23 protein-coding genes are annotated in these 21,082 nt (G+C 42.4%); 16 read left to right on the forward strand and 7 right to left on the reverse strand.

Annotated features, from left to right (window positions below; genetic code table 11):
- The first annotated feature begins 3 nt into the window (after positions 1–3).
- From C2755_RS01765 to C2755_RS01815, 11 genes are all read left to right on the forward strand, one after another.
- The gene (locus C2755_RS01765) at positions 4–1,896 is read left to right on the forward strand and encodes an HAD-IIIA family hydrolase (RefSeq protein ID WP_215321507.1); all 1,893 of its coding nucleotides are present in this window, start codon (positions 4–6) and stop codon (positions 1,894–1,896) included.
- A 28-nt stretch (positions 1,897–1,924) separates the two neighbouring features.
- Complete coding sequence (locus tag C2755_RS01770) at positions 1,925–2,902, forward strand: GHMP kinase (RefSeq protein ID WP_251368506.1); 978 nt, start codon at positions 1,925–1,927, stop codon at positions 2,900–2,902.
- Positions 2,895–3,470: an SIS domain-containing protein gene (locus tag C2755_RS01775; RefSeq protein WP_215321509.1), complete on the forward strand. Its 576-nt coding sequence runs from the start codon at positions 2,895–2,897 to the stop codon at positions 3,468–3,470. The genes C2755_RS01770 and C2755_RS01775 overlap by 8 nt, the downstream gene beginning before the upstream one ends.
- Positions 3,471–3,487: 17 nt before the next feature.
- The gene (locus C2755_RS01780) at positions 3,488–4,405 is read left to right on the forward strand and encodes a glycosyltransferase (protein WP_215321510.1); all 918 of its coding nucleotides are present in this window, start codon (positions 3,488–3,490) and stop codon (positions 4,403–4,405) included.
- 267 nt (positions 4,406–4,672) lie between these two features.
- Positions 4,673–5,842 (forward strand): glycosyltransferase family 4 protein, encoded by a 1,170-nt coding sequence (locus tag C2755_RS01785; RefSeq protein WP_215321511.1) that lies wholly within the window; start codon positions 4,673–4,675, stop codon positions 5,840–5,842.
- A gap of 33 nt (positions 5,843–5,875) precedes the next feature.
- The gene (locus tag C2755_RS01790) at positions 5,876–6,751 is read left to right on the forward strand and encodes an SDR family oxidoreductase (protein WP_215321512.1); all 876 of its coding nucleotides are present in this window, start codon (positions 5,876–5,878) and stop codon (positions 6,749–6,751) included.
- A gap of 13 nt (positions 6,752–6,764) precedes the next feature.
- The gene (locus tag C2755_RS01795; protein WP_215321513.1) at positions 6,765–7,775 is read left to right on the forward strand and encodes a polysaccharide biosynthesis protein; all 1,011 of its coding nucleotides are present in this window, start codon (positions 6,765–6,767) and stop codon (positions 7,773–7,775) included.
- Positions 7,768–8,919: a non-hydrolyzing UDP-N-acetylglucosamine 2-epimerase gene (wecB, locus tag C2755_RS01800; RefSeq protein WP_215321514.1), complete on the forward strand. Its 1,152-nt coding sequence runs from the start codon at positions 7,768–7,770 to the stop codon at positions 8,917–8,919. Before C2755_RS01795 ends, wecB begins: the two co-directional genes overlap by 8 nt.
- A 2-nt stretch (positions 8,920–8,921) precedes the next feature.
- Positions 8,922–10,139, forward strand: a complete 1,218-nt coding sequence (locus C2755_RS01805; protein WP_215321515.1) for a glycosyltransferase family 4 protein — start codon at positions 8,922–8,924, stop codon at positions 10,137–10,139.
- A gap of 19 nt (positions 10,140–10,158) precedes the next feature.
- A complete protein-coding gene (locus C2755_RS01810) occupies positions 10,159–10,719 on the forward strand; it encodes a sugar transferase (protein ID WP_215321516.1) in 561 nt (186 codons plus the stop codon).
- 158 nt (positions 10,720–10,877) lie between these two features.
- A complete protein-coding gene (locus C2755_RS01815) occupies positions 10,878–12,863 on the forward strand; it encodes a nucleoside-diphosphate sugar epimerase/dehydratase (RefSeq protein ID WP_251368507.1) in 1,986 nt (661 codons plus the stop codon).
- 495 nt (positions 12,864–13,358) lie between these two features.
- Here the strand turns inward: C2755_RS01815 and C2755_RS01820 are convergent, their stop codons facing one another.
- A complete protein-coding gene (locus C2755_RS01820; RefSeq protein WP_215321517.1) occupies positions 13,359–14,378 on the reverse strand; it encodes a calcium:proton antiporter in 1,020 nt (339 codons plus the stop codon).
- Positions 14,379–14,453: 75 nt separating this feature from the next.
- Here C2755_RS01820 and C2755_RS01825 point away from each other — a divergent pair, with 75 nt between their 5' ends.
- The 3 genes from C2755_RS01825 to C2755_RS01835 all read left to right on the forward strand — a co-directional run bounded on the left by C2755_RS01825 (position 14,454) and on the right by C2755_RS01835 (position 15,597).
- A complete protein-coding gene (locus tag C2755_RS01825) occupies positions 14,454–14,822 on the forward strand; it encodes a sirohydrochlorin chelatase (RefSeq protein ID WP_215321518.1) in 369 nt (122 codons plus the stop codon).
- Between the two features lie 62 nt (positions 14,823–14,884).
- Positions 14,885–15,226 carry a DUF6516 family protein gene (locus C2755_RS01830; protein ID WP_215321519.1) on the forward strand — a complete coding sequence of 114 codons (342 nt, stop codon included), beginning with the start codon at positions 14,885–14,887 and terminating at the stop codon, positions 15,224–15,226.
- A complete protein-coding gene (locus C2755_RS01835; RefSeq protein WP_215321520.1) occupies positions 15,223–15,597 on the forward strand; it encodes a hypothetical protein in 375 nt (124 codons plus the stop codon). The genes C2755_RS01830 and C2755_RS01835 overlap by 4 nt, the downstream gene beginning before the upstream one ends.
- Before the next feature lie 83 nt (positions 15,598–15,680).
- Here the strand turns inward: C2755_RS01835 and C2755_RS01840 are convergent, their stop codons facing one another.
- Positions 15,681–15,833: a hypothetical protein gene (locus C2755_RS01840; protein WP_215321521.1), complete on the reverse strand. Its 153-nt coding sequence runs from the start codon at positions 15,831–15,833 to the stop codon at positions 15,681–15,683.
- A 118-nt stretch (positions 15,834–15,951) separates the two neighbouring features.
- On the opposite strand from C2755_RS01840, the gene C2755_RS01845 reads away from it, so the two are divergent.
- Together C2755_RS01845 and C2755_RS01850 are read left to right on the forward strand one after the other, a co-directional pair.
- Positions 15,952–16,230: a type II toxin-antitoxin system RelE/ParE family toxin gene (locus C2755_RS01845; RefSeq protein WP_215321522.1), complete on the forward strand. Its 279-nt coding sequence runs from the start codon at positions 15,952–15,954 to the stop codon at positions 16,228–16,230.
- A complete protein-coding gene (locus C2755_RS01850; RefSeq protein WP_251368508.1) occupies positions 16,230–16,565 on the forward strand; it encodes a HigA family addiction module antitoxin in 336 nt (111 codons plus the stop codon). The genes C2755_RS01845 and C2755_RS01850 overlap by 1 nt, the downstream gene beginning before the upstream one ends.
- A 10-nt stretch (positions 16,566–16,575) precedes the next feature.
- On the opposite strand, the gene cobA is transcribed toward C2755_RS01850, so the two are convergent.
- The 5 genes from cobA to C2755_RS01875 all read right to left on the reverse strand — a co-directional run bounded on the left by cobA (position 16,576) and on the right by C2755_RS01875 (position 21,019).
- On the reverse strand, positions 16,576–17,409 hold the full coding sequence (cobA, locus tag C2755_RS01855; RefSeq protein WP_215321523.1) for a uroporphyrinogen-III C-methyltransferase: 834 nt from the start codon (positions 17,407–17,409) through the stop codon (positions 16,576–16,578).
- A 12-nt stretch (positions 17,410–17,421) separates the two neighbouring features.
- A complete protein-coding gene (locus C2755_RS01860) occupies positions 17,422–17,988 on the reverse strand; it encodes a DUF934 domain-containing protein (protein ID WP_215321524.1) in 567 nt (188 codons plus the stop codon).
- Positions 17,985–19,709: a nitrite/sulfite reductase gene (locus C2755_RS01865; protein WP_215321525.1), complete on the reverse strand. Its 1,725-nt coding sequence runs from the start codon at positions 19,707–19,709 to the stop codon at positions 17,985–17,987. The genes C2755_RS01860 and C2755_RS01865 overlap by 4 nt, the downstream gene beginning before the upstream one ends.
- A 204-nt stretch (positions 19,710–19,913) precedes the next feature.
- The gene (locus C2755_RS01870) at positions 19,914–20,630 is read right to left on the reverse strand and encodes an RES family NAD+ phosphorylase (protein WP_215321526.1); all 717 of its coding nucleotides are present in this window, start codon (positions 20,628–20,630) and stop codon (positions 19,914–19,916) included.
- Complete coding sequence (locus C2755_RS01875; RefSeq protein ID WP_215321527.1) at positions 20,630–21,019, reverse strand: MbcA/ParS/Xre antitoxin family protein; 390 nt, start codon at positions 21,017–21,019, stop codon at positions 20,630–20,632. Before C2755_RS01875 ends, C2755_RS01870 begins: the two co-directional genes overlap by 1 nt.
- Between the last annotated feature and the right edge of the window lie 63 nt (positions 21,020–21,082).

Consider the following 21,082-nt stretch of genomic DNA (forward strand, 5'->3'; position numbering starts at 1 on the left):
ACTATGAGAAATCAAGTAGCGATTTTAGCTGGCGGAATGGGTACACGCTTAAAGGCGAGAACCGGAGACATCCCTAAGCCGCTGGCCCCTCTTTTAGGGATTCCCGTTTTAGAGCATCTTGTGATTCTTTGCGCTCACCATGGCTATAAAAAGATTATGTTGCTTACTCATTATCGACATGATCTTATATATCAATATTTTGGGGATGGTCATAAATGGGATGTCGAAATTTCTTATAGCATTGAAAAAGAACCTCTTGGGACTGCGGGAGCCCTTTGTGAAGTTCTGCCTATGATGAATGAAAATTTTCTTGTTTTATATGCAGATACTTATGTTGACATTAATCTAAATTCCCTATTCACAGCCCATCTAAATTTAAATGCTGATGCTACCGTCGTCTTGCATCCGAATGATCACCCACATGACTCAGATCTGGTTAAAGTAAATCCCGATGGGGATATTGTTGCAATTTATCCTTATCCTCATGCCATTGAGATTTCTTCGAACTTGGTTAATGCGGCTCTATATGTATTTAATCGAGAGTGCATTAAGACTGTCCTTAGGCGGGGCGTAAAGGCAGATTTGGCGAAAGACTTATTCCCAAGAATGATTTCTAGTGGCTGTAAGTTAAAGTCTTATATAACCCCGGAATATATTAAGGACATGGGAACTCCCGTGCGTATTGATCAGGTTGAAAGAGATATATTGGACGGATTGCCTGAGAGACTATCATCCCGTGTATTAAGGGAGGCGGTATTTTTAGACAGAGATGGTACGCTAACCCAAGAGTTGGGATATGTTACGAACCCAAAAAATTTAGAGCTGTATGCGGATAGTTCGGAGGCGATTCGAAAATTAAATAAAGCTGGAATGCTCGCTGTATGTGTAACGAATCAACCTGTAATTGCTCGTGGTGAGCTTACAGAGCATGGGTTGAATGAAATTCACAACAAATTAAATTCTTTATTGGGTCAAGGCGGTGCATATTTGGACGGAATTTATTTTTGTCCGCATCACCCTGATTCAGGATTTAGTGGAGAAGTCAAATCTTTAAAAATAAACTGCTCATGCCGAAAGCCAAATGCAGGGATGATTGATCGAGCTGTTGCTGATTTAAGCATTGAAAGATCACAATCGTGGATGATTGGTGATATGACTTCAGATATCAAGGCGGGAAAGATTTCTGGTCTTAAAACTATACTATTGCAAACCGGCTATGCTGGTGAAGATAGAAAATACAAGATACAACCAGATTATTTCATGCCCGATCTAACCTCTGCGGTTAATTGGATATTAGAGGGTCGAAAAAAAATGGCTTCGCAGCTTATTTCATTCGTTTCTGAGTCTATGAATACCCGCCTAGTTCTGATCGGTGGATTGGCGAGAGCTGGAAAGAGCTGTGCTGCAATGGTTATGGCCGAGATATTTAATGTCAGTGGTCGTAATGCTCACGTTTTATCTATTGATGGATGGTTAAAGCCTGTTGAAAGTCGAATCGAGGGCGCTGGTGTGCTTGATAGATACAACTTAGATGATCTTTGCGAAAGATTATATCCAATTATTAAGTCTAAAAAAAGAGTTTCATTAGAGTGGCCTATCTACGATCGAAAAAGTCGAAGTTCATGCTGGATGGATCCAATTTCAATTGGACCACAGGACATTATTTTGCTTGAAGGTGTGCCAGCTTTAATGGACGTAAGATTGCGCGAGATCGCTGATACAAAGCTATTTATAAACGTTGATATGGGCGAGAGACTTAAACGCATTGAAGCGGACTATAAATCTAGAGGCGAGTGCATGGAGGCTGTATGGGATCGAATTACCTCGAGAGAGGGCGATGAGAATCCCGGCGTTATTGATAGCGCTCAATATGCCTCTCTAGTGATTGTTAGTTAATATGATCCTCAGCAAAACACCCTTAAGAATGAGCTTTGTTGGCGGAGGAAGCGATCTTCCATCGTTCTATAGAAATTATCCTGGAGCTGTATTATCGGCTTCGATTGATCAGTATATTTACTTGGCAATAAATCGAAAGCATGATCAATCAATACGAGTGAATTATTCAAAAACAGAAAATGTCAATGATGTAAGAGATATACAACATCCATTGGTTAGAGAGGCTCTAAATCTCACGGGAATTAAATATGGGATTGAGATTGCCTCAATGGCAGATATTCCTTCTTCAGGGTCTGGTCTGGGCTCTTCAAGCTCTTTTACCGTAGGACTTTTAAACGCGCTATATACGTATGGTGGAAATAGAATATCAAAAGAAGAGCTGGCGAAAATGGCTTGCTACATAGAAATAGATAAATGCAAAGAGCCCATAGGCAAGCAAGATCAGTATGCCGCTGCATTTGGCGGTTTGAATTTAATTCAATTTTATCCCGATGAATCGGTTACTGTAGAGCCTGTAAATTGTGAAGATAAAACGCTGCAAGAATTTGAAGACCTTATCCTGGTTTTTTTTACTGGTAGAACTAGAAGCGCATCTAAAATATTAATTGACCAGTCAATGAATATGGCCTCTCAAACAAGCGCTAGAATTCTGACTCAACGAATGGTGCAATTAGCCCATGAAATGAAGGTGGAATTAGAGGCTGGCAATTTATCTTGTATTGGTCAAATGTTGGATGAGAATTGGAGACTTAAAACTCAACTGTCAAGTGGAATAAGTGATTCTGAGATCGACTCTTGGTATGAGGTAGGAATGAGAAGTGGAGCTTGCGGTGGGAAATTGCTGGGGGCAGGAAATGGTGGTTATTTGTTATTCATTGCCCCAAAGGATAGGCACGAAGCAATAAAATCAGCTCTTAAGGGGTTGAAGGTCACCCCTTTTAAGTTTGAATTTTCTGGGACGAAAATTGCATTCGCAGATAAAGGATTCAATGCAAATTATGACTAAAACACCATTTTCAGTTGAGGGATATTTATTAGCGCACCAAAATTTGAGAAAAAGCTTAAATTTTGCAGAAATTGATGATGCTATTGCCATGATTGGCGAGGCTGTTTCTAATAATAAAAAAATTGTTACCTGTGGAAATGGCGGTAGTGCATCGACGGCATCGCACTATATTACCGACTGGAACAAAATGGTCAATCTTGCCACTGGGAAAAAATTTAGAGGGATAAGTCTTGCTGATAATGTGGGGTTGATCACGGCGTTTGGAAATGACCTATCTTATGAAGATGTATTTATTGGGCAGGCTAGGGCAATATTAGATGAGGGCGATCTTTTGGTTGCAATAAGCGGAAGCGGTAATTCTCCGAATGTAATCAAAGTAGTTGAGTATGCCAATTCAGTTGGCGCGAGAACTTTGGGGGTTGTTGGCTATGACGGTGGAAAGATAAAGCAAATCGCACATAAATCAGTATGGGTTAATTCAATGGATATGCAGCTATGTGAAGATGTACATCTCATGTTCGGGCACATGGTTATGAAAACATTATGTGGATCCCCGATAATTGGTTGAGAAGGTGGTAATTAAAAATGCAAATGGTAGTTGAACAGAAGACGCCAATCGTGAGCGTTCTTATGCCGACATACAACTGTGAAGCGTATGTTGACGAGGCAATACAAAGTATCTTAAATCAGGAATTTCAAGATTTCGAATTGCTACTTTTGCATAAAAAATCAAATGATAAAAGTCTCGAAATTATTGAGAAAAAAATTAAATCTGATCTTAGAGCTAGGATTATTGACTGTTCAGAATTAAATTTATCGGATACTTTAAATTATGGGCTAACACTGGCAAAGGGTATCTACATAGCTCGCATGGATGCTGATGATGTGAGTACAAAAAATAGATTTAATGAGCAAATAAGGTGTTTAGAGCAAAATTCCCTTGATATATGCGGGAGTCATGTGTTGCAAATTAATGAAAGTGGTAAGTTGTTAGATGCAAAAATAATGCCACTTTCTCCTGAAAATATTGCAATTAGACTGGCTTATGGCGTCCCCTTTGCCCATGGATCAGTATTAATGAGAAGGGAATTTATCCATAAAAATGATCTGAAATACGATTCTGCAGGGATCGCAGAAGACTACAGTTTGTGGATTAAATTCTTTTATAGAAAAGCCAAAATGGGAAATGCTAATGAATTCCTATTTAAGTATAGGGTTTTAGATAGCTCAGCTTCTGTTCGGCTTGGCAAGGAAAACAGGCTAGCGTGCAAAAAGCTGCGCAAGGAATATATAAAGGTTAATAAAAATGTTTTAATAGAGTATTTAGACAGAATTGGCAATCAATATATAAACTTTAATTTAGATGAAAAGAAATATATTCTAATTTTATCGATTGTTGGTATTGAAGTATTTGGCTATAAAAACTTTTACTTTTTTTTCAAAAAAAGTAATGCAAAGGTAATCGCATTAGCTATCTCCGCTCTAATACTTGCAATGATTTAATATAGATCGTGAGAGATTTTTTTTTCATGATATTGCAAATACAATAATAAAAAATGTAAATAAAATTTTAGTAGGCTGCATCATCAATTAAGTATTATTCGACAATGTTTTTGGGTGGTTGCTCATAGCCTATTTGTAATTATATGGAATATAAATCCCGGCGCACAGTATTTATCTAGCATTTAGAGAAAAAAATTAATGAATAAATTTGCTAAGTTAGTAATTATTGTCCCGAATTAGTGGGAATTTCAAGTATTGGAGGGGCAAATGCATGTATTAAATGTTAATTTCGCAATTGACCTCAAGGAAGGTGGCGGAACTGCAGAGCGTACTTTTCAAATGAGTCGCCATCTTGCTAGATTGGGGGTGTGCTGCAGCGTTTTGACTATTAATTTTGGTTTTGCTGAAAAGGCGAGTGAAGGGATTTTTCCAGCCAAGTTATACACATTGAAATTGTTTTCTAGACGTTTTGCAATTCCATATTTCAATTTTAGATTAATCTACAAACTCTGTAATCGGGCAAATATCATTCATTTGATGGGGCATTGGAGCATCATTAATGCATATGTCTACATTGTTGCGCGCTTGATAGGAAGGCCATATATTGTCTGCCCCGCTGGTGCACTACCTTTATTTGGCCGCTCAATTGTGATTAAGTGGCTGTATAACTTTTTTATTGGAAACGCAATTATTAGAAATGCCAGTGGATGGATTGCCGTAACAGAAGCTGAGTTCCCATATTTTGAATCTTACGGCATTAAATCAAATCTAATTCATGTTATTCCAAATGGTGTAAATGAAGATTCAATCCAGGAGTCTGATGTATCAGATATTCTTCAGAAATACAACTTGCCTAATGCCCCGATTATTTTATTTATGGGGCGTTTAAATCCAATCAAAGGCCCCGATCTTCTTTTGGAGGCATTTAGCTCATTGGATCATTCATATGGGGCTTGGCATTTAGTTTTTGCTGGGCCCGATGAGGGGATGAAAGATGTATTGTTGAAAATGGCTGGCGATATGTCTGTGAGTCACAGAGTGCATTTTTGTGGTTACATTGCAGGGCGTGAAAAAACGGCCGCATATCACATGGCAAAATTACTTGTAGTGCCCTCTCGCCAAGAGGCGATGTCAATTGTCGCGCTTGAGGCGGCCGTGTGTGGAACTCCAGTTTTGCTGACTGACCAGTGTGGGTTTGGGGAGGTTCGAGAGATCGACGTGGCGGTAGAAGTTCCGGCGTCGGTTGACGGCTTGGCAAGGGGGCTCATATATCTTTTGGCCGACCCAGTTAGACTTGAGCGGCTCGGAGTGGAATTCAAGAATTTGGTGTCATCCCGCTATAAATGGAATTCATTGGTTAATCGGTATCTAGATATTTTTGAGTCTATTACCTCAATGAAAAAGGTCAAAAATAATAAAAGTGCATTGCGAGGCTAAGGTGTTTACATTACTCTATGTGGGGTATCTTTTATGACTAATAAAGTACCGGTAACGAGTATTTTGGTACTCGGTGCATCAGGGATGCTGGGAAATGCAGTTCTACGTTTCTTTGCAGATAGCGATGGTTTTACGGTGATTGGTACGGTCCGCTCCCGCCAGTCATTTAACCTTTTGCCGAAAAGATTCCAGAATTTTTTGATTTCAGATATTGATATTGAAAATATGGATTGTCTTGTGAAATTGTTTTCTGCGGTGAGGCCTAGCGTAGTAATAAACTGCATTGGCTTGGTTAAGCAGCTCTCGGAGGCAAATGACCCACTATCAGCCATCCCAATCAATTCACTTTTACCCCATCGTTTAGCTCGTATGTGCGCGCTAACTGGCGCACGTTTGGTTCACATGAGTACCGATTGTGTTTTCTCGGGAGAGAAAGGTATGTATGTCGAAGCTGATGCTCCAGATGCCCATGATTTATATGGGCGCAGTAAATATTTAGGTGAGGTTGATTATCCAAATGCCATAACTTTGCGTACCTCAATTATCGGACACGAGCTTAATGGGGTCCGCAGTCTGGTGGATTGGTTCCTTTCTCAGCAGGGAGAGGTCAAGGGGTTTAGTAACGCTTTTTTTTCTGGCTTACCTACAGTAGAAATAGCTCGAATAATTCGTGATTTTGTTATTCCTCACCCAGATATGCATGGAACCTATCACGTCTCTGCTGATTCGATAAATAAATTTAACCTTCTGAAGTTAATTGCCAATGTATATTCAAAAAAAATAGATATTATTCCTGATGAAAGTTTGGTTATAGATCGCTCATTAGACTCCACAAGATTTAGGGGGGTCACAGGCTTTCATCCAAAGCCATGGGAGGATTTAATTACAGCGATGCACGAATTCTCTTGATGATGGGTAACAAATGTTTAAAAATAAAATTCTTTTGATTACGGGCGGCACCGGTTCATTTGGTAATGCGGTACTTGAACGCTTCATTAATTCCGAAATTGCTGAAATTCGGATTTTTAGTCGCGATGAAAAAAAACAAGAGGACATGCGCATTTCTCTTAAAAGTGAAAAGCTCAAGTTCTACATTGGTGATGTGCGCGACTATGACAGTATTCATGACGCTCTAAAGGGCGTTGATTATGTATTTCATGCTGCCGCACTAAAACAAGTTCCATCTTGCGAGTTTTATCCGATGGAAGCGATTCGAACTAATGTGCTTGGGGCTGAGAATGTTATGCGAGCAGCTATTGCCAATGAAGTGAAGCGTTGCGTTGTTTTGAGCACTGACAAGGCCGTATATCCAATTAATGCGATGGGAATATCAAAGGCCATGATGGAAAAGTTAATGGTGGCACAGTCACGTCTTTGTAATCCAGGAAAAACAGTCTTATCTGCCACTCGTTATGGCAATGTTATGGCATCGCGAGGATCTGTAATTCCACTATTTCTAGATCAGATTCAGTCTGGCAATGCCCTTACGCTAACGGATCCAACTATGACTCGATTTCTGATGACGCTAGAAGAGTCAGTTGATTTGGTTTTATACGCATTTGAGCATGCTCTTCCAGGGGATATTTTTGTACAGAAGGCGCCCGCATCAACCATAGGTGATCTAGCGCTCGCAATGAAGCAATTATTTCGCCAAGAAAATGAAATTAGGGTTATCGGGACTCGTCACGGCGAAAAGCTATATGAGTCTCTTTTATCGCGTGAGGAAATGGCGAGAGCGGAAGATCTTGGTGGGTATTATCGAGTCCCTGCTGACTCTAGAGATTTAAACTACGCAAAATATTTTGTTGAGGGCGAGATTGATGTTTCATCCCTAAGCGATTACACCTCTCACAATACAGAACGGCTTGATGTTGAGGGTGTGAAGAGAGTGCTCATGAAGTTAGATATTATCCGTAAGGCTATCGATGCTTAAATTAAAGGTTATGACGATTGTTGGCACGCGACCAGAGGTTATCCGCTTATCGCGCGTGATGGCACTACTTGATGAGTATTGCGAACATACAATTGTCCATACTGGCCAAAATTATGATTATGAGCTAAATGAAGTATTTTTTACTGACCTCGGAATACGTAAGCCGGATATTTTTCTGGAGGCGGCCGGGGCAACGGCTGCCGAAACAATTGGACTGGTAATTATGGCGGCTGATAAAGCGATGCAGAAATATCAGCCGGAAGCGTTGTTATTGCTTGGGGATACCAATAGCTGTCTAGCTGCAATTGCAGCAAAGCGACGCAAGATCCCCATTTTCCATATGGAAGCGGGTAATCGCTGTTTTGACTTTCGAGTTCCAGAGGAAATTAATCGCCGTATCGTTGATCACACATCGGATATAAATCTGACTTATAGTGAAATTGCGCGGGAATACCTGTTACGAGAGGGGTTACCCCCCGATCAGGTGATCAAGACGGGCAGCCCAATGAGGGAGGTGATTGACTATTACAAGATGGGTATTGACTCGTCTGATGTGCTTTCTCGTTTAGCACTTCAAAGACATAACTATTTTGTAGTCAGTATGCATCGAGAAGAAAATGTAGACTCTTTTGAAAATCTTGAAAAACTTATTGGCATCTTAAATGCTTTAGCATCAAAATATAAAGAGCCGGTAATTGTCTCTACCCACCCACGAACCCGGAAACGTTTAGATGTCTTTAAATTAAATACTCATCCACTGATTCAATTCATGAAGCCCTTTGGATTTCTTGATTATATAAAGTTGCAAACGGAAGCGCGCTGCGTTTTGTCTGATAGTGGAACCATCACCGAAGAATCTTCAATTTTAAACTTCCCAGCTCTGAATTTACGAGAGGTTCATGAGCGTCCAGAGGGTTTTGAAGAGGCGGCAGTAATGATGGTTGGGCTCAGTGTTGAGCGTGTTATTCAAGGATTGGCCATACTTGATGGTCAATCTCGCGGAGACAATCGTGATATTCGCTTGGTTGCAGATTATTCGGCTGAGAATGTATCAAATAAGGTGCTTCGAATTATCCAAAGTTATACAGATTTTATAAATCGGAAAGTGTGGCATAAAGACTCAAATAATCAAGCTGTGAAATAGTGATGCGAGTTTTGATAGTTTCCCAGTATTTTTGGCCGGAATCCTTTCGGATTAATGAGATTGCTTTGGCTCTTCGTGATGAAGGGTGTGATGTGATGGTTTTAACGGGTCAGCCAAACTATCCCGAAGGCGTCTCCTTTAGGGGGTATTCGTGGTGGTCCATAGGTAGTGAGAAATTTGAAGGGCTCACTATATTTCGTGTGCCACTGATTCCAAGGGGTAAGGCTGGCGCGATGCGTTTGGCTCTAAATTATTTATCTTTTATTATTTTTGCAACATTCATTGGCCCATTTTTATTGCGAGGTCAAGAGATTGATAGGATATTTGTTTTTGGCCTATCCCCAATCCTTCAGGCTATACCAGGCATTTGGCTGGCGCACCTCAAGAGGGCGCCGCTAATTACTTGGGTACAAGATCTCTGGCCCGAAAGCCTAAGCGTCACTGGGTTCGTTAGCAATAAAATGATTCTCAAGATGGTGTCACGCTTAGTCTGTTGGATATATCGCAAAAGTGATTTAATCTTAGTCCAGTCACTAGCTTTTATTGACCCAGTCAAAAAAATGGCAGGACCCACACCAGTAAGGTATCACCCGAATCCCGGAGATTTTGCATTTTCAATGACTGAGAATGATTGCCCGCCCCCTTTTTCAGTTAAGTCCGGATTTAATGTTGTCTTTGCAGGGAATATGGGTGCCGTTCAATCGCTAGACACAATTCTTGGTGCGGCAGAAATTCTTCGCCAAGATAAAAGTATTAAATTAATCATGGTTGGGGGTGGTAGCCGTGTTGAATGGCTTATGTCTGAGGTAGTTCGTCGAGGTCTAACTAACATAGACTTTCAGGGTCGCCTTCCACTGTCATTTATGCCGGCCATCATGGCTCAGGCATCAGCTTTACTAGTTAGTTTGAGCAGGGGTCAAATAATGAGCCAAACAATTCCCAGTAAGATTCAGGCTTATCTTGCTGCGGGAAGACCTATTATTGCGTCATTAGATGGTGAGGGTGGCCGTATTATTCTTGAGGCTGGTGCTGGAGTGGTGGCGCCTTCGGAAGATGTGCGAGGTTTGGCTAACGCCATACTTGAGTTGAGCGCTATGGGTAAAGATGAGCTTGCAGGAATGGGTCAAAAAGCACGAACTTACTATGAGGAAAATTTTGAACCTAGACTCTTGGCTCAAAAGCTAAAGAAATTGTTGGCTATGAGACCAGGGGAATTCTAGTGATTTCTAGTTCCCGTCTATGAAGCGTATATTTGATTTCTCTTGTGCCTTATGTGCCTCAGTTTTATTGGCTCTTCCCATTTTGATTGTAGCAATCATGGTTAGGTTAACGTCTTCAGGACCTATACTATATTGGTCTGATCGTGTCGGTATGGCCAATGTTATTTTTAGGATGCCTAAATTTCGCACCATGCAAGTTGGCACTCCTGCTATAGCAACTCATTTACTTTCTGACTCAGGCCAATATTTAACGTCGGTAGGTTCATTTTTAAGAAAATCAAGTCTAGATGAATTGCCGCAACTATGGAGTATTTTGGTTGGTGATATGAGTTTTGTGGGCCCACGCCCAGCACTCTTTAATCAAGATGATTTAATCGCTTTGCGAACAGAGTATGGGGTGGATAAGTTAGTGCCAGGATTAACTGGTTGGGCTCAAGTAAATGGCCGCGATGAATTATCAATCCCAATTAAAGTGCAATATGAGGTGGAGTATCTCAATAAGCAGTCTTTCTGGTTTGATATGAGGATACTGGGCTTAACCTTTTTAAAGGTTGTTCGGCGAACTGGAGTTTCTCATTAGACTTACGGGGTTATTCACCATCTTTTGTAGTGCTACTGGGTCAGTTAGATTGCTTTCCGCTAGGAATGATTGTTTTGATTATATTTCGCTGGCATGCGCAATATGGCGCCATTAACACGCCATTTCACTTATTTTGGTATGTAATTTATAATTAATCAGTGCCAATTACTGCATCCAAAAAGTCCCTATTAAGTCTGCCCCGTTTTGTTAAGCGGGCTGTTGCGATGTTTTTCGATACCTTGCTTTGTGCATTTACTGTTTGGCTAGCTTTTGGTCTTCGATTGGATCAATGGGGTCATTTTCAAGGTAGTCAATGGTGGACATTCATATTTGCCATTGGATTTTCATTTCCCCTCTTTATTGTTTTTGGCTTATACCGAGCCATTTTTAGGTATGTTGGCTCGGCAGCTCTTGCATCCATGGCGCGTGTTTTTATCATCTACACCAGTTTATTTTTCTGTGCATTTACGCTGATTGGCGTCGATGGCGTACCAAGGTCCATTGGCATTATTCAGCCCATATTGTTATTTATCGCAATTGGAGCTAGTCGATATTTTGTACGCCATTGGTTAGGCGGCATGAATAGTATTCAAAAGTCATTGCACAGGGCTCAACCTGTTGCACTCATCTACGGGGCTGGGTCAGCCGGCCGTCAGCTGGCAGCAGGATTGGCCAGCAATAAAGAGATCTTGGTTAAAGCTTTTATTGACGACGATCCCCATTTGCAAGGAAGTACTATTAATGGGGTTTCTGTGTATCCCAACGACGGTATGCAAGAGCTTATCGACCGACTTGATATTACCGATGTGCTTCTAGCCATTCCTTCTGCAAGTCAGGCGCGAAGAAGCGAGATTATTGCCTCATTAAATGGACGTGGGGTGCGTGTTCGCACCTTGCCGGGGTTGATTGATATTGCCTCTGGTCGAGTCAGGATATCGGACTTACATGATTTGGATATGAATGACTTGCTCGGTAGGGCGGTAGTGCCGCCTGAAGTGAGGCTATTAGAAAAAAATATTCGCGATCAGGTTGTTTTGGTAACTGGGGCTGGAGGCTCAATTGGTAGCGAGCTATGTCGGCAGATCATTAAATTCTCTCCAAAATCTTTAGTTCTAATTGATAACAGTGAGCACTCCCTCTATCTTATCTATGAGGAATTAAAGAAGGCTCTTATTGAGCTCGAGGATGATCGTTTGGCTGCAGTTGGTGGCGATCAACTTTCATTATCCCATTCAGTTTTTCCAATTAAGTTGGTGCCTTGCTTGGCTTCAGTGCGCGATGGCGATCTGCTATTGAAGATCTTTAGAGCTCATCAGCCGGCTACGGTCTTTCATGCCGCAGCATATAAACATGTTCCATTGGTGGAGCAAAACCCGGCTGAAGGAATTCGAAATAATGTTTTTGGAACCTTCACTTGCGCCCAGGTGAGCTTAGAGTGCGGCATATCCCAATTTATTTTGGTGAGTACTGATAAGGCTGTTAGGCCAACGAATGTCATGGGTGCCAGCAAGCGAATTGCCGAGCTAATATTGCAGGCTATGGCTGAGATCGCTGCTAACGGCGAACATTCAACGAATTTTTCGATGGTGCGATTTGGTAATGTATTAGGCTCCTCTGGCTCTGTGGCGCCACTTTTCAGTGCTCAAATTGCGGCAGGTGGACCTATTACCCTCACACATTCTGAAGTGACGCGTTATTTCATGACGATTCCTGAAGCGGCGCAGTTGGTGATTCAGGCTAGTGCAATGGCTGTTGGAGGTGATGTCTTTGTATTGGACATGGGCGAGCCTGTGCGTATTTATGATTTGGCAGTCAAGATGGTGTATTTATCGGGTCTATTGGTCAAAGATGAAGCTCATCCTCATGGTGATATAGAGATTGAAGTTACAGGATTACGTCCAGGGGAAAAGCTTTATGAAGAACTCTTGATTGGTGATAATCCGCAGCCAACGACTCATCCAAAAATTATGAAGGCCCATGAGGAGTTTTTATCTTGGGGCGATTTACAACAAGAACTTGAAAAACTTAATGTTGCCTTAGATGCATCTGATAGTGATTTGATTAGAGGGATGCTGAAAAAATTAGTTCCCGGCTACAAACCTAATGGCGATACAGTAGATTGGAATGGGGGTCCTAAGCAATGAGCACCCCATTTAAGATCGAATTTTTTGGTATGGCTTTGATGGATTTGCGCAACCGCAATTGTAATATTGCTAATAAATATTAAAAACAGGGTGTTAGTAATGCGAATGGCGTTTAGATTGCGCTTTGTGATCATTGATTTTTTATATTGGTCACTAGCGAATCATCTATTTCTTTCAAAACAATACGTAATTGGCTGGTAATGAGACATTGAGTTTGGTTTACGCTTATTAGCTGAGCAAATTCCAAGGAAAACATCAATGCTATCAATTGAGTACGTTAATAAAAGAGTGCGCCTATTCCGAATAGAGTTAAGCCCCTTGGTTTTAGCTATTCTTGCACTTGTAATGCTCTTGTGGCAACTCCTCAGTTTCTTGAGAATGATTAAATGATCTTTGCCAGGCGTATCTCATTAAGAATAGATAAACAATTCTGATGAGTGGATGACCAAACAAGTTTTGTGGCAAATTGCTACCTTTGCTCTAGCTGCTTTCTAATTACGGTACTAAGCTTAAGAACAAATATTCCAAGAAGATGATGATGTGAACTACACCTTGTAAGAGGGTAGTTCTACCAATCGCTAGTGTTAGTGCCCCAATAAAGAATGACAAATACATCAGTGTCATATTGAGATCGCTAATTCCTAGGCTTAACGGAAGATTAAAGAAGATCGCAATGGCGGCAACTGTGGGGATGGTTAAGCCAATACTCGCTAAGGCCGAGCCTAGGGCCAAGTTCAAACTACTTTGCAATCGATTGGCCTTGGCTGCTCTAACAGCCGCAAAGCCCTCTGGCATTAATACCAGTAGTGCAATAGCGATACCCACAATCGTTTTAGGCGCACCAGCAGCAGCAACACCGCGCTCAATGGCTGGACTCAGTAGCTCCGCAAGGCCTACTACGGTAATCAGAGAGAGTATTAGTAGTGCTCCACTAACCGCAGTCTTCAAATTGCTTGGTTTGAGAGCATGAAAATTACTATCCGTTTTTTTATCTTCTGCCTTAGGAAGGTAGTAGTCGCGATGACTGACAGTCTGGAAGAAGAGAAATGCAATATAAAGAGCAAATGAAGCGATGCCAGCAAATGCTAATTGGCTCTTGGTGAAATCTGGCCCAGGCGTACTCACAGTAACAATTGGCATGACCAAAATAAAGGTCGCAAGAGCAGTTAATACCGCTAATGCTGAGTTCGTGCCTTCGTTACGGAAAGTCATCTCATGATGCGTTAAGCCACCCATAAAAATACAGAGGCCAATCACACCATTGATCACAATCATGACTGTGGCAAACACTGCATCACGAGCAATGAATTCAGATCCATCATGACCAGCGAGCATCATGGAGATAATGAGGGATACCTCAATAATGGTGACGCTAATCGACAGTATCAGTGTGCCAAATGGCTCACCAGTTTTATGGGCAATCACTTCAGCATGGTGAACAGCTGAGAGAACTGCTCCAATCAGCGTTATGCTCATGAGGGCAATGAACCAAGTTTGGCTGAGTAAGTTAGTCATAGGCTGTCTGATCTGATCTTCAAAATAAGGTTAAGCTAGCGGTGAAAGCATATTAATGAGAGTGTATAGCCATCCATGAAAGCCATTATCTTATTTGGGCACGGTGCCCGTGATAACCGCTGGCGCGAGCCTTTTGATCGTTTGGCTGCTTTATGGCAAGAGCAGCATCCCAGCACACCTGTAGAGTTGGCTTTCTTGGAAATGATGCAGCCATCATTAGAGGGGGCGGTGACTTCTTTGGCTGCCGGTGGTGCCACTCAAATTACTGTAGTGCCTGTTTTCTTTGGGCAGGGCGGTCACCTGCGAAATGATTTTCCAGTATTGCTGGAAGAATGCCGAGGTAAATTCCCCGGCATTCAATTAGGCGCTACGCCTGCTGTTGGCGAGGATTTGGCTGTCTTGCAGGCGATTGTCGATTTTGGGGGGCGAAATATAGGGTTGTAATTATTAGCCATACTTGTAATACAGGTATGTATTATAATTACATACCTGTATTACAATGAAGTATGACAAAAAAAGTTAGGCCTCAGCTTGAATCCTTAATTGAACGAGAAGCATTTAAGTTAAAGGCAGGTAGCGGTGGCGGTGTTTTGAGCTTTGAAGTGTGGGGTTATATTAGTGAGGGTAAAACAGTAGTGACTCGCTATAACCTGGCATATATCAATCGGTTGATTTGCCAAAAAGATAATGGCAGAGTGCTTGGATTTGACAATGCTCATGACTATCACCACAAGCATTACATGGGTAAGGTGACCCCAGTAACTTTTGTAAGTTATGAAAAAACATTAGAACGTTTTGAAAAAGAGTGGCAAGAAATTATCAAGGAAGTAAAAAAGGGTAAAAAATGATAAAGATGATAATTCGTACCGATACCGTTGAGGGCTTCTTTGATCGCGCTAAAAAGGCCGCCCAAAAAAGTGATCGTGGAGAGGCGCTCAAGAAATCGGCCACCTTTTCGTTTGAAGACCCGCAAGAGATGTTTATGGTGCTATCTGAGGCGCGTAGACGTCTAATGCTGGAGGTGATGAATGAGCCCAAAACTATTACGCAATTAAGTCATAAATTACACCGTGATCGCTCTGCTATTAATAAAGATATTGGACTGTTAGAAAAGATTGGCCTTTTGGTGTCACAAAAGATTAGTAACCCAGGACATGGTATCGAAAAGATGGTTCAAACAGTTGCACCCAAGATTGAAATGATTGCAACTTTAGGTTAACCCTTCTAACTTGCTTTCTGCAAGCATTCATCCATTTTTTCCTCAGTAGTATCTGAGGCCAATGTGCGAGAGGTTCTCAAAGCCTAACCAATTATGATGAGGGCAGGCGATGCGCTATCAAACCATTGATCTGCTTTGCTTGCAGCAAACTGTTGTAAGGTGCTCGTCCATAAACGCTCGCGTGCTATGCCCACTGCTTCCAAGATTTGTACCGGCGTGTTTTGAATTTTGCGCAAGAAGCATTTAGTTTGTTTGAGGCAATTAGGCCTTAATTAAGACCTTGCTAAATGTAATGATATACATTACATTGTAATTAAATACATTACAATAAGAGATTGAGTGTTAGAGGTGTTAATGATCCAATCTTTTAGTCATCGAGGTTTAGAACTCTTTTTTTCAAAAGGAAGTTATAAGGCAATCCCAGCGCAGCATGCCGCTCGCCTCATTCGCATACTGGATAGACTGGAGGCAGCAGTTATTCCTGAGGATATGGATTTGCCGGGTTATCGCTTTCATCAGCTGCAGGGTAAAAGAAAAAAGACTTTTGCTGTACTTGTTTCTGGTAACTGGCGGCTGACATTTAAATTTGATGGTGAAAATGCAGTATATGTAGATTTGGAGGATTATCACTAATGAAGAAATTAATGAAGAGTTTAAGAAATACAAATCGTAGGCCTACGCATCCCGGAGAAATTCTCCGTGAAGATGTATTGCCGGCTCTTGGCGTTACCCAAGCGGTTTTGGCAAGTCACCTAGGGGTGAGTCGCCTTACTGTTTCAGAGATCCTGCATGAGAAAAGAGGTATCAGCGCAGAAATGGCCGTGCGTATCGCGCGAGTGATTGGTGGAACACCTCAGAGTTGGCTACACATGCAAGAGGCAGTTGATATTTGGGAGGTGGAGCAAAAATTCCAGCAGCATCCAGAATCGGCACCTACTGCCATTACCTTATTGGCACTCGCGGCGTAAAGAGCTTGTATTAAGCTGCTTTGCTCTTTGGAATAGTTGGGGCCACAACAGTTAAGGTTGAATCGTTTGGCACCTGTTTATTACTCATCTTGCGCGCTGCAAGTGCCTCACCAATCATGATCAGGGCAGGCGAGCTGCTATCAAACCATTGATCTGCTTTGCCTGCAGCCAACTCTTCCAAAGTGCTTATCCATAGGCGCTCACGTGGAGTGCTCACGGCCTCCAATATTTGTACAGGTGTACTGACATTCTGATTGGGGCTTTGTTCAATCAATTGCTGCGCAATACGCGCCGCATCTTTGCGACCCATGTAATACACCAGAGTGTCAGCAGTAGGATTGGAAATGGGCTGTCCTGGGGCGACATTCTCGGCGCCCTGAGCTAAGGTGATAAATGCCACGCTACGGGATACTCCACGTAATGTCAGCGACTGTTGAATACTGGCTGCTCCAGCAAGCGCAGCAGTAATTCCAGGCACAACCTGAACTTCAATCCCAGCAGCTTTAAGAGTCTGGATTTCTTCATCGGCACGACCAAAGAGCATCGGGTCGCCACCTTTGAGGCGCACAATCACTTGATGTTTCTGTGCAGCATCTACTAAGCGCTTATTAATAAACTGTTGTGCTGAAGACAGCTTGCCGCAACGTTTACCGACTTCGATCTTCTCAGCCTGCGGGCATAGTGTCAGCATCTCTGGATCCACCAAAGCGTCGTAGAAAACAATGTCCGCTTGCTCTAATAGTTTGGCACCACGAACGGTAATCAGATCCACGGCACCCGGTCCGGCACCTACTAAATACACTTTTCCAAGCGGATTGTTGTTATTGGCAAAAGCTTTAGTCATTTTTTCTGTTGCTTACGCGCTTAAAGTGGTGCGTTTATCCCGCCAGCTATTTTGGGTAGTGACTGTGTACAAATCGAACTGTTTTAAAGCTACATCTAAGTTTTGATCAGGGCGCAAAGCAAAGCTATCAAAGCCAACGCGAGCACCTTGTAGAAGTTGATCAATCAATACATCACCAATGGCGCGGATCTCACCTTGCCAGGCAAAACGATTACGCAATAAGGCGGCAGTACTAAAGCTGCGACCATCTCTAAAGACGGGGAAGTATGCTGCCACTAGAGGCCAGACTTGTTTGCCTGCTTCAATCACATCGGCATGTTTCAGAATGTCATCATCAGTAGCAAACCACACGCCAATCTGACCATTCTGGGTTTTGGTAATCACGTCTGCTTCATGATGATGCTCTAGCCACCAAGTAAACGGGACCAATACTTTATGAGCGCCATGCACCAGATCAGGTAGGCCGCCTTCGTCTTGGCTGCCGCCCCACACTTGCCATTCATTTGGAGCTAGGGTAGGTTTGCCGCCTTTAGGGAAATGCAAAATCTCTTGATGAGAGGTGATATTGAGTTGACTCATGCAACACCCCCTTCAATTGCCTTCTCTTTTTTCTTGGCGTTTTCGTTTTTATCTTTGTAAGCTGCTTCTTTAAATGGGGCTACTCCAATGCGACGATAGGTTTCAATAAATGGCTCATCGCCATTGCGCTCACCTACATAGGTATTGATCACATTGGTGATGACATCTGGGATTTCATCGGCATAGAAGGAGGGGCCAATCACTTTGCCAATAGAAGCGCTATTGCCTTGCTCGCCCCCTAAAGTGATTTGATACCACTCTTCACCGTCTTTATCGACACCAAGTACGCCGATATTGCCAACGTGGTGATGACCGCAGGAGTTAATGCAGCCAGAGATGTTCAGGCTAATGTCACCTAGGTCAAATAAGTAATCCAAATCATCAAAACGCTCTTGTATCGCTTTGGCAATCGGGAGGGATTTGGCATTTGCCAATGAGCAGAAATCACCGCCAGGACAGGCAATGATGTCAGTCAGTAAACCAACGTTGGGTAAGGCAACCTTCTGCTTCTTAGCCTCTTGCCAGAGCTCAAATAACTTAGCTTGCTCAACATCAGCAAGTACTAAGTTTTGCTCATGGGTAACGCGCAATTCACCAAAACTATATTGATCAGAAAGATCGGCAATGGCAATCATTTGCGCAGTGGTGGCATCACCGGGCGCAACTGTACCGTGTGGCTTGAGCGACAGAATCACGTTCGCATAACCAGGCACTTGGTGCGGTTTAACATTGCGCTCTAACCAACGAGCAAACGCTGCTTGCTCGGTTTGGGCGGCAGTATGAATAATTTCTTCATTGCTTAATGCAGGCAATGTTTTGTACGCCGGCTTTGTGAAATGCTGAGCAACACGATCCCACTCTGCTTGCGTAAAGTTGTCGTCACTATTTTTAATGTGAGCCCATTCACCTTCAACTTGACGAGCGAATTCTTCTGGGCCTAAGGCTTTTACTAAGATCTTAATGCGAGCCTTATAGAGGTTATCTCTTCTGCCAAAGCGGTTGTAGACACGGAGTAAGGCTGTGAGGTAGCTAGGCAGTACATTCCAAGGGAGTCCTTGCTTAATGAGTGAGCCTAATATTGGCGTACGACCCATGCCGCCGCCGGCATAAATATCAGCAGTCAATTCACCATTATTAATATTAGGGCTTTTCTTAAGTTCGATGCCAACATCATGGCAAAGCAATACGGTGCGATCTTCCTTTGCACCATTGACTGCAAACTTAAACTTACGTGGCAGGTGTGCAAATTCTGGGTGCAGGGTTGACCACTGACGCAAGAGTTCGCAAATCGGACGAGTGTCTACATACTCATCGGCAGCTACACCAGCAAATGCATCACTCGTAATATTGCGAATACAGTTACCCGAAGTTTGGATGGCATGCATTTCTACTTTGGCAAGCTCAGCCAAAATATCGGGAGTATCTTCTAGTGTGACCCAGTTGTATTGAATGTTTTGACGCGTAGTGAAATGACCATAACCCCGGTCATACTTTTCGGAGATGAGTGCCAAAGTGCGCAATTGCTTTGCACTGAATAAACCGTAAGGAATGGCAACGCGCAGCATGTAAGCGTGTCGTTGGTGATACAAACCATTCTGCAGGCGTAGTGGGCGGAATTCTTCTTCTGCAAGGGTGCCGTCTAAGCGCCTCGCAACCTGGTCGCGGAATTGGGCAACCCGTTGATCTACCAGGGTTTGGTCAATGGCATCGTATTTATACATAAGACTGCTATTGTCATATTTGATAGATATTTCTACAAATAATTAAAAATTGATTCTATATATCAAAAATCATATAAAAAGTTCCAAAATTACTTACTTTGTGAAAACTCTGCTTCAATAAATGGCGTGTGGGGACTCACATACACGCATAGAGACCTCTTTCAAGAGCGATTAAGCTTATAAAGATTTTTTGCCCTGGTCTATTCAGTTTTTTATATCCAGATTAATTTTTAAGGACATTATTCGGCCATCAAGTAGAACCGCGATACCGTCTTTGGTTACCTCGTAGGAATAGTAGGCAGCATGGCGGGGCGCAGAAAGGACCTGGGGTTTTAAGATTGCAAAAGTGTCCCCACTTAGATTTCTAGTAGACCTTGTCAAAAGTCCTGGATGCCCCTCATGATGCAATCTAGCCCCAACGGTTTGGGTGTAGCTATAGTCATTTGGATCCATTAATTGGGGGTTAGACAGCACTTTATCTTTGAGATTAATTAAAGCGGCATCACACCTAACCCAGTAGACCTTGCGCTCAACATATGCTCCTGGTCGATTAAATCCGGCATCACTTAGGAGTCCCGCATACCAATGATGCGCTGATTCATAAATACTGGTTTCAAGTGAATCTGCGCCGTACCAAACCCCAAAAGAGCCATCTGAAAAACGGCTACGCATCCAATGATTAAATGGATACGTAATAGCGTTGTCCCATACAGCATCCTCGAATGGGCGATGTATTGCGGGCACAGGGGATTCAAATGGAGATGGCTTGTGGTCAAGCTCAACCATATGAGCGATCTCCCAGTCTTTTGGGGAATCACTCAAATCATCGAAAAGATTTTCACTCTCAATAAGGGAAATGATGTTTCGAGCTAAGTCTTGATGGGTGTCAACCAGAGTTAAACCATCAAATAGGCTATCCATTAGATGCCTCTTGCTCTATCTAGGTAAGACCGCACCATCAGCAGACCCATAAACCCAAGTTCTTTAACCACCTCTACAGGGGTTCTATTTTCAAAAGCCTTATTCCTAGTTTTCATCCAGCTATATAAATGCTCTTTATTGCGAGGAAAGAGAAGGCGAAGGTTTTTATGAATTCCCAATAGGTGGCTAACACGCGCATATTGATCAACGTTTTGGCTGATAGGTTCGCCTTGACGATAGCGTCCAAGGGCAGAGCGGTTGCTAGAAGCTAAGCCCAGTAATGCAAGTTGATCTTCGGTAGGAAGATCCCAGTGATCCATTAGCTGCATGACCATTTTGGCCAACGCTCCACGATCAATGATTTGGGGTGTTTCAGCGTGAATGTGCATATTGGGCTGTATTTGTTTTATATAAAACTTTATTTGTTTGAAGTATAACACTTCTTATTTATA

It is taken from the genome of Polynucleobacter sp. MWH-S4W17, from assembly GCF_018687535.1.
Taxonomy (GTDB): Bacteria; Pseudomonadota; Gammaproteobacteria; order Burkholderiales; family Burkholderiaceae; genus Polynucleobacter.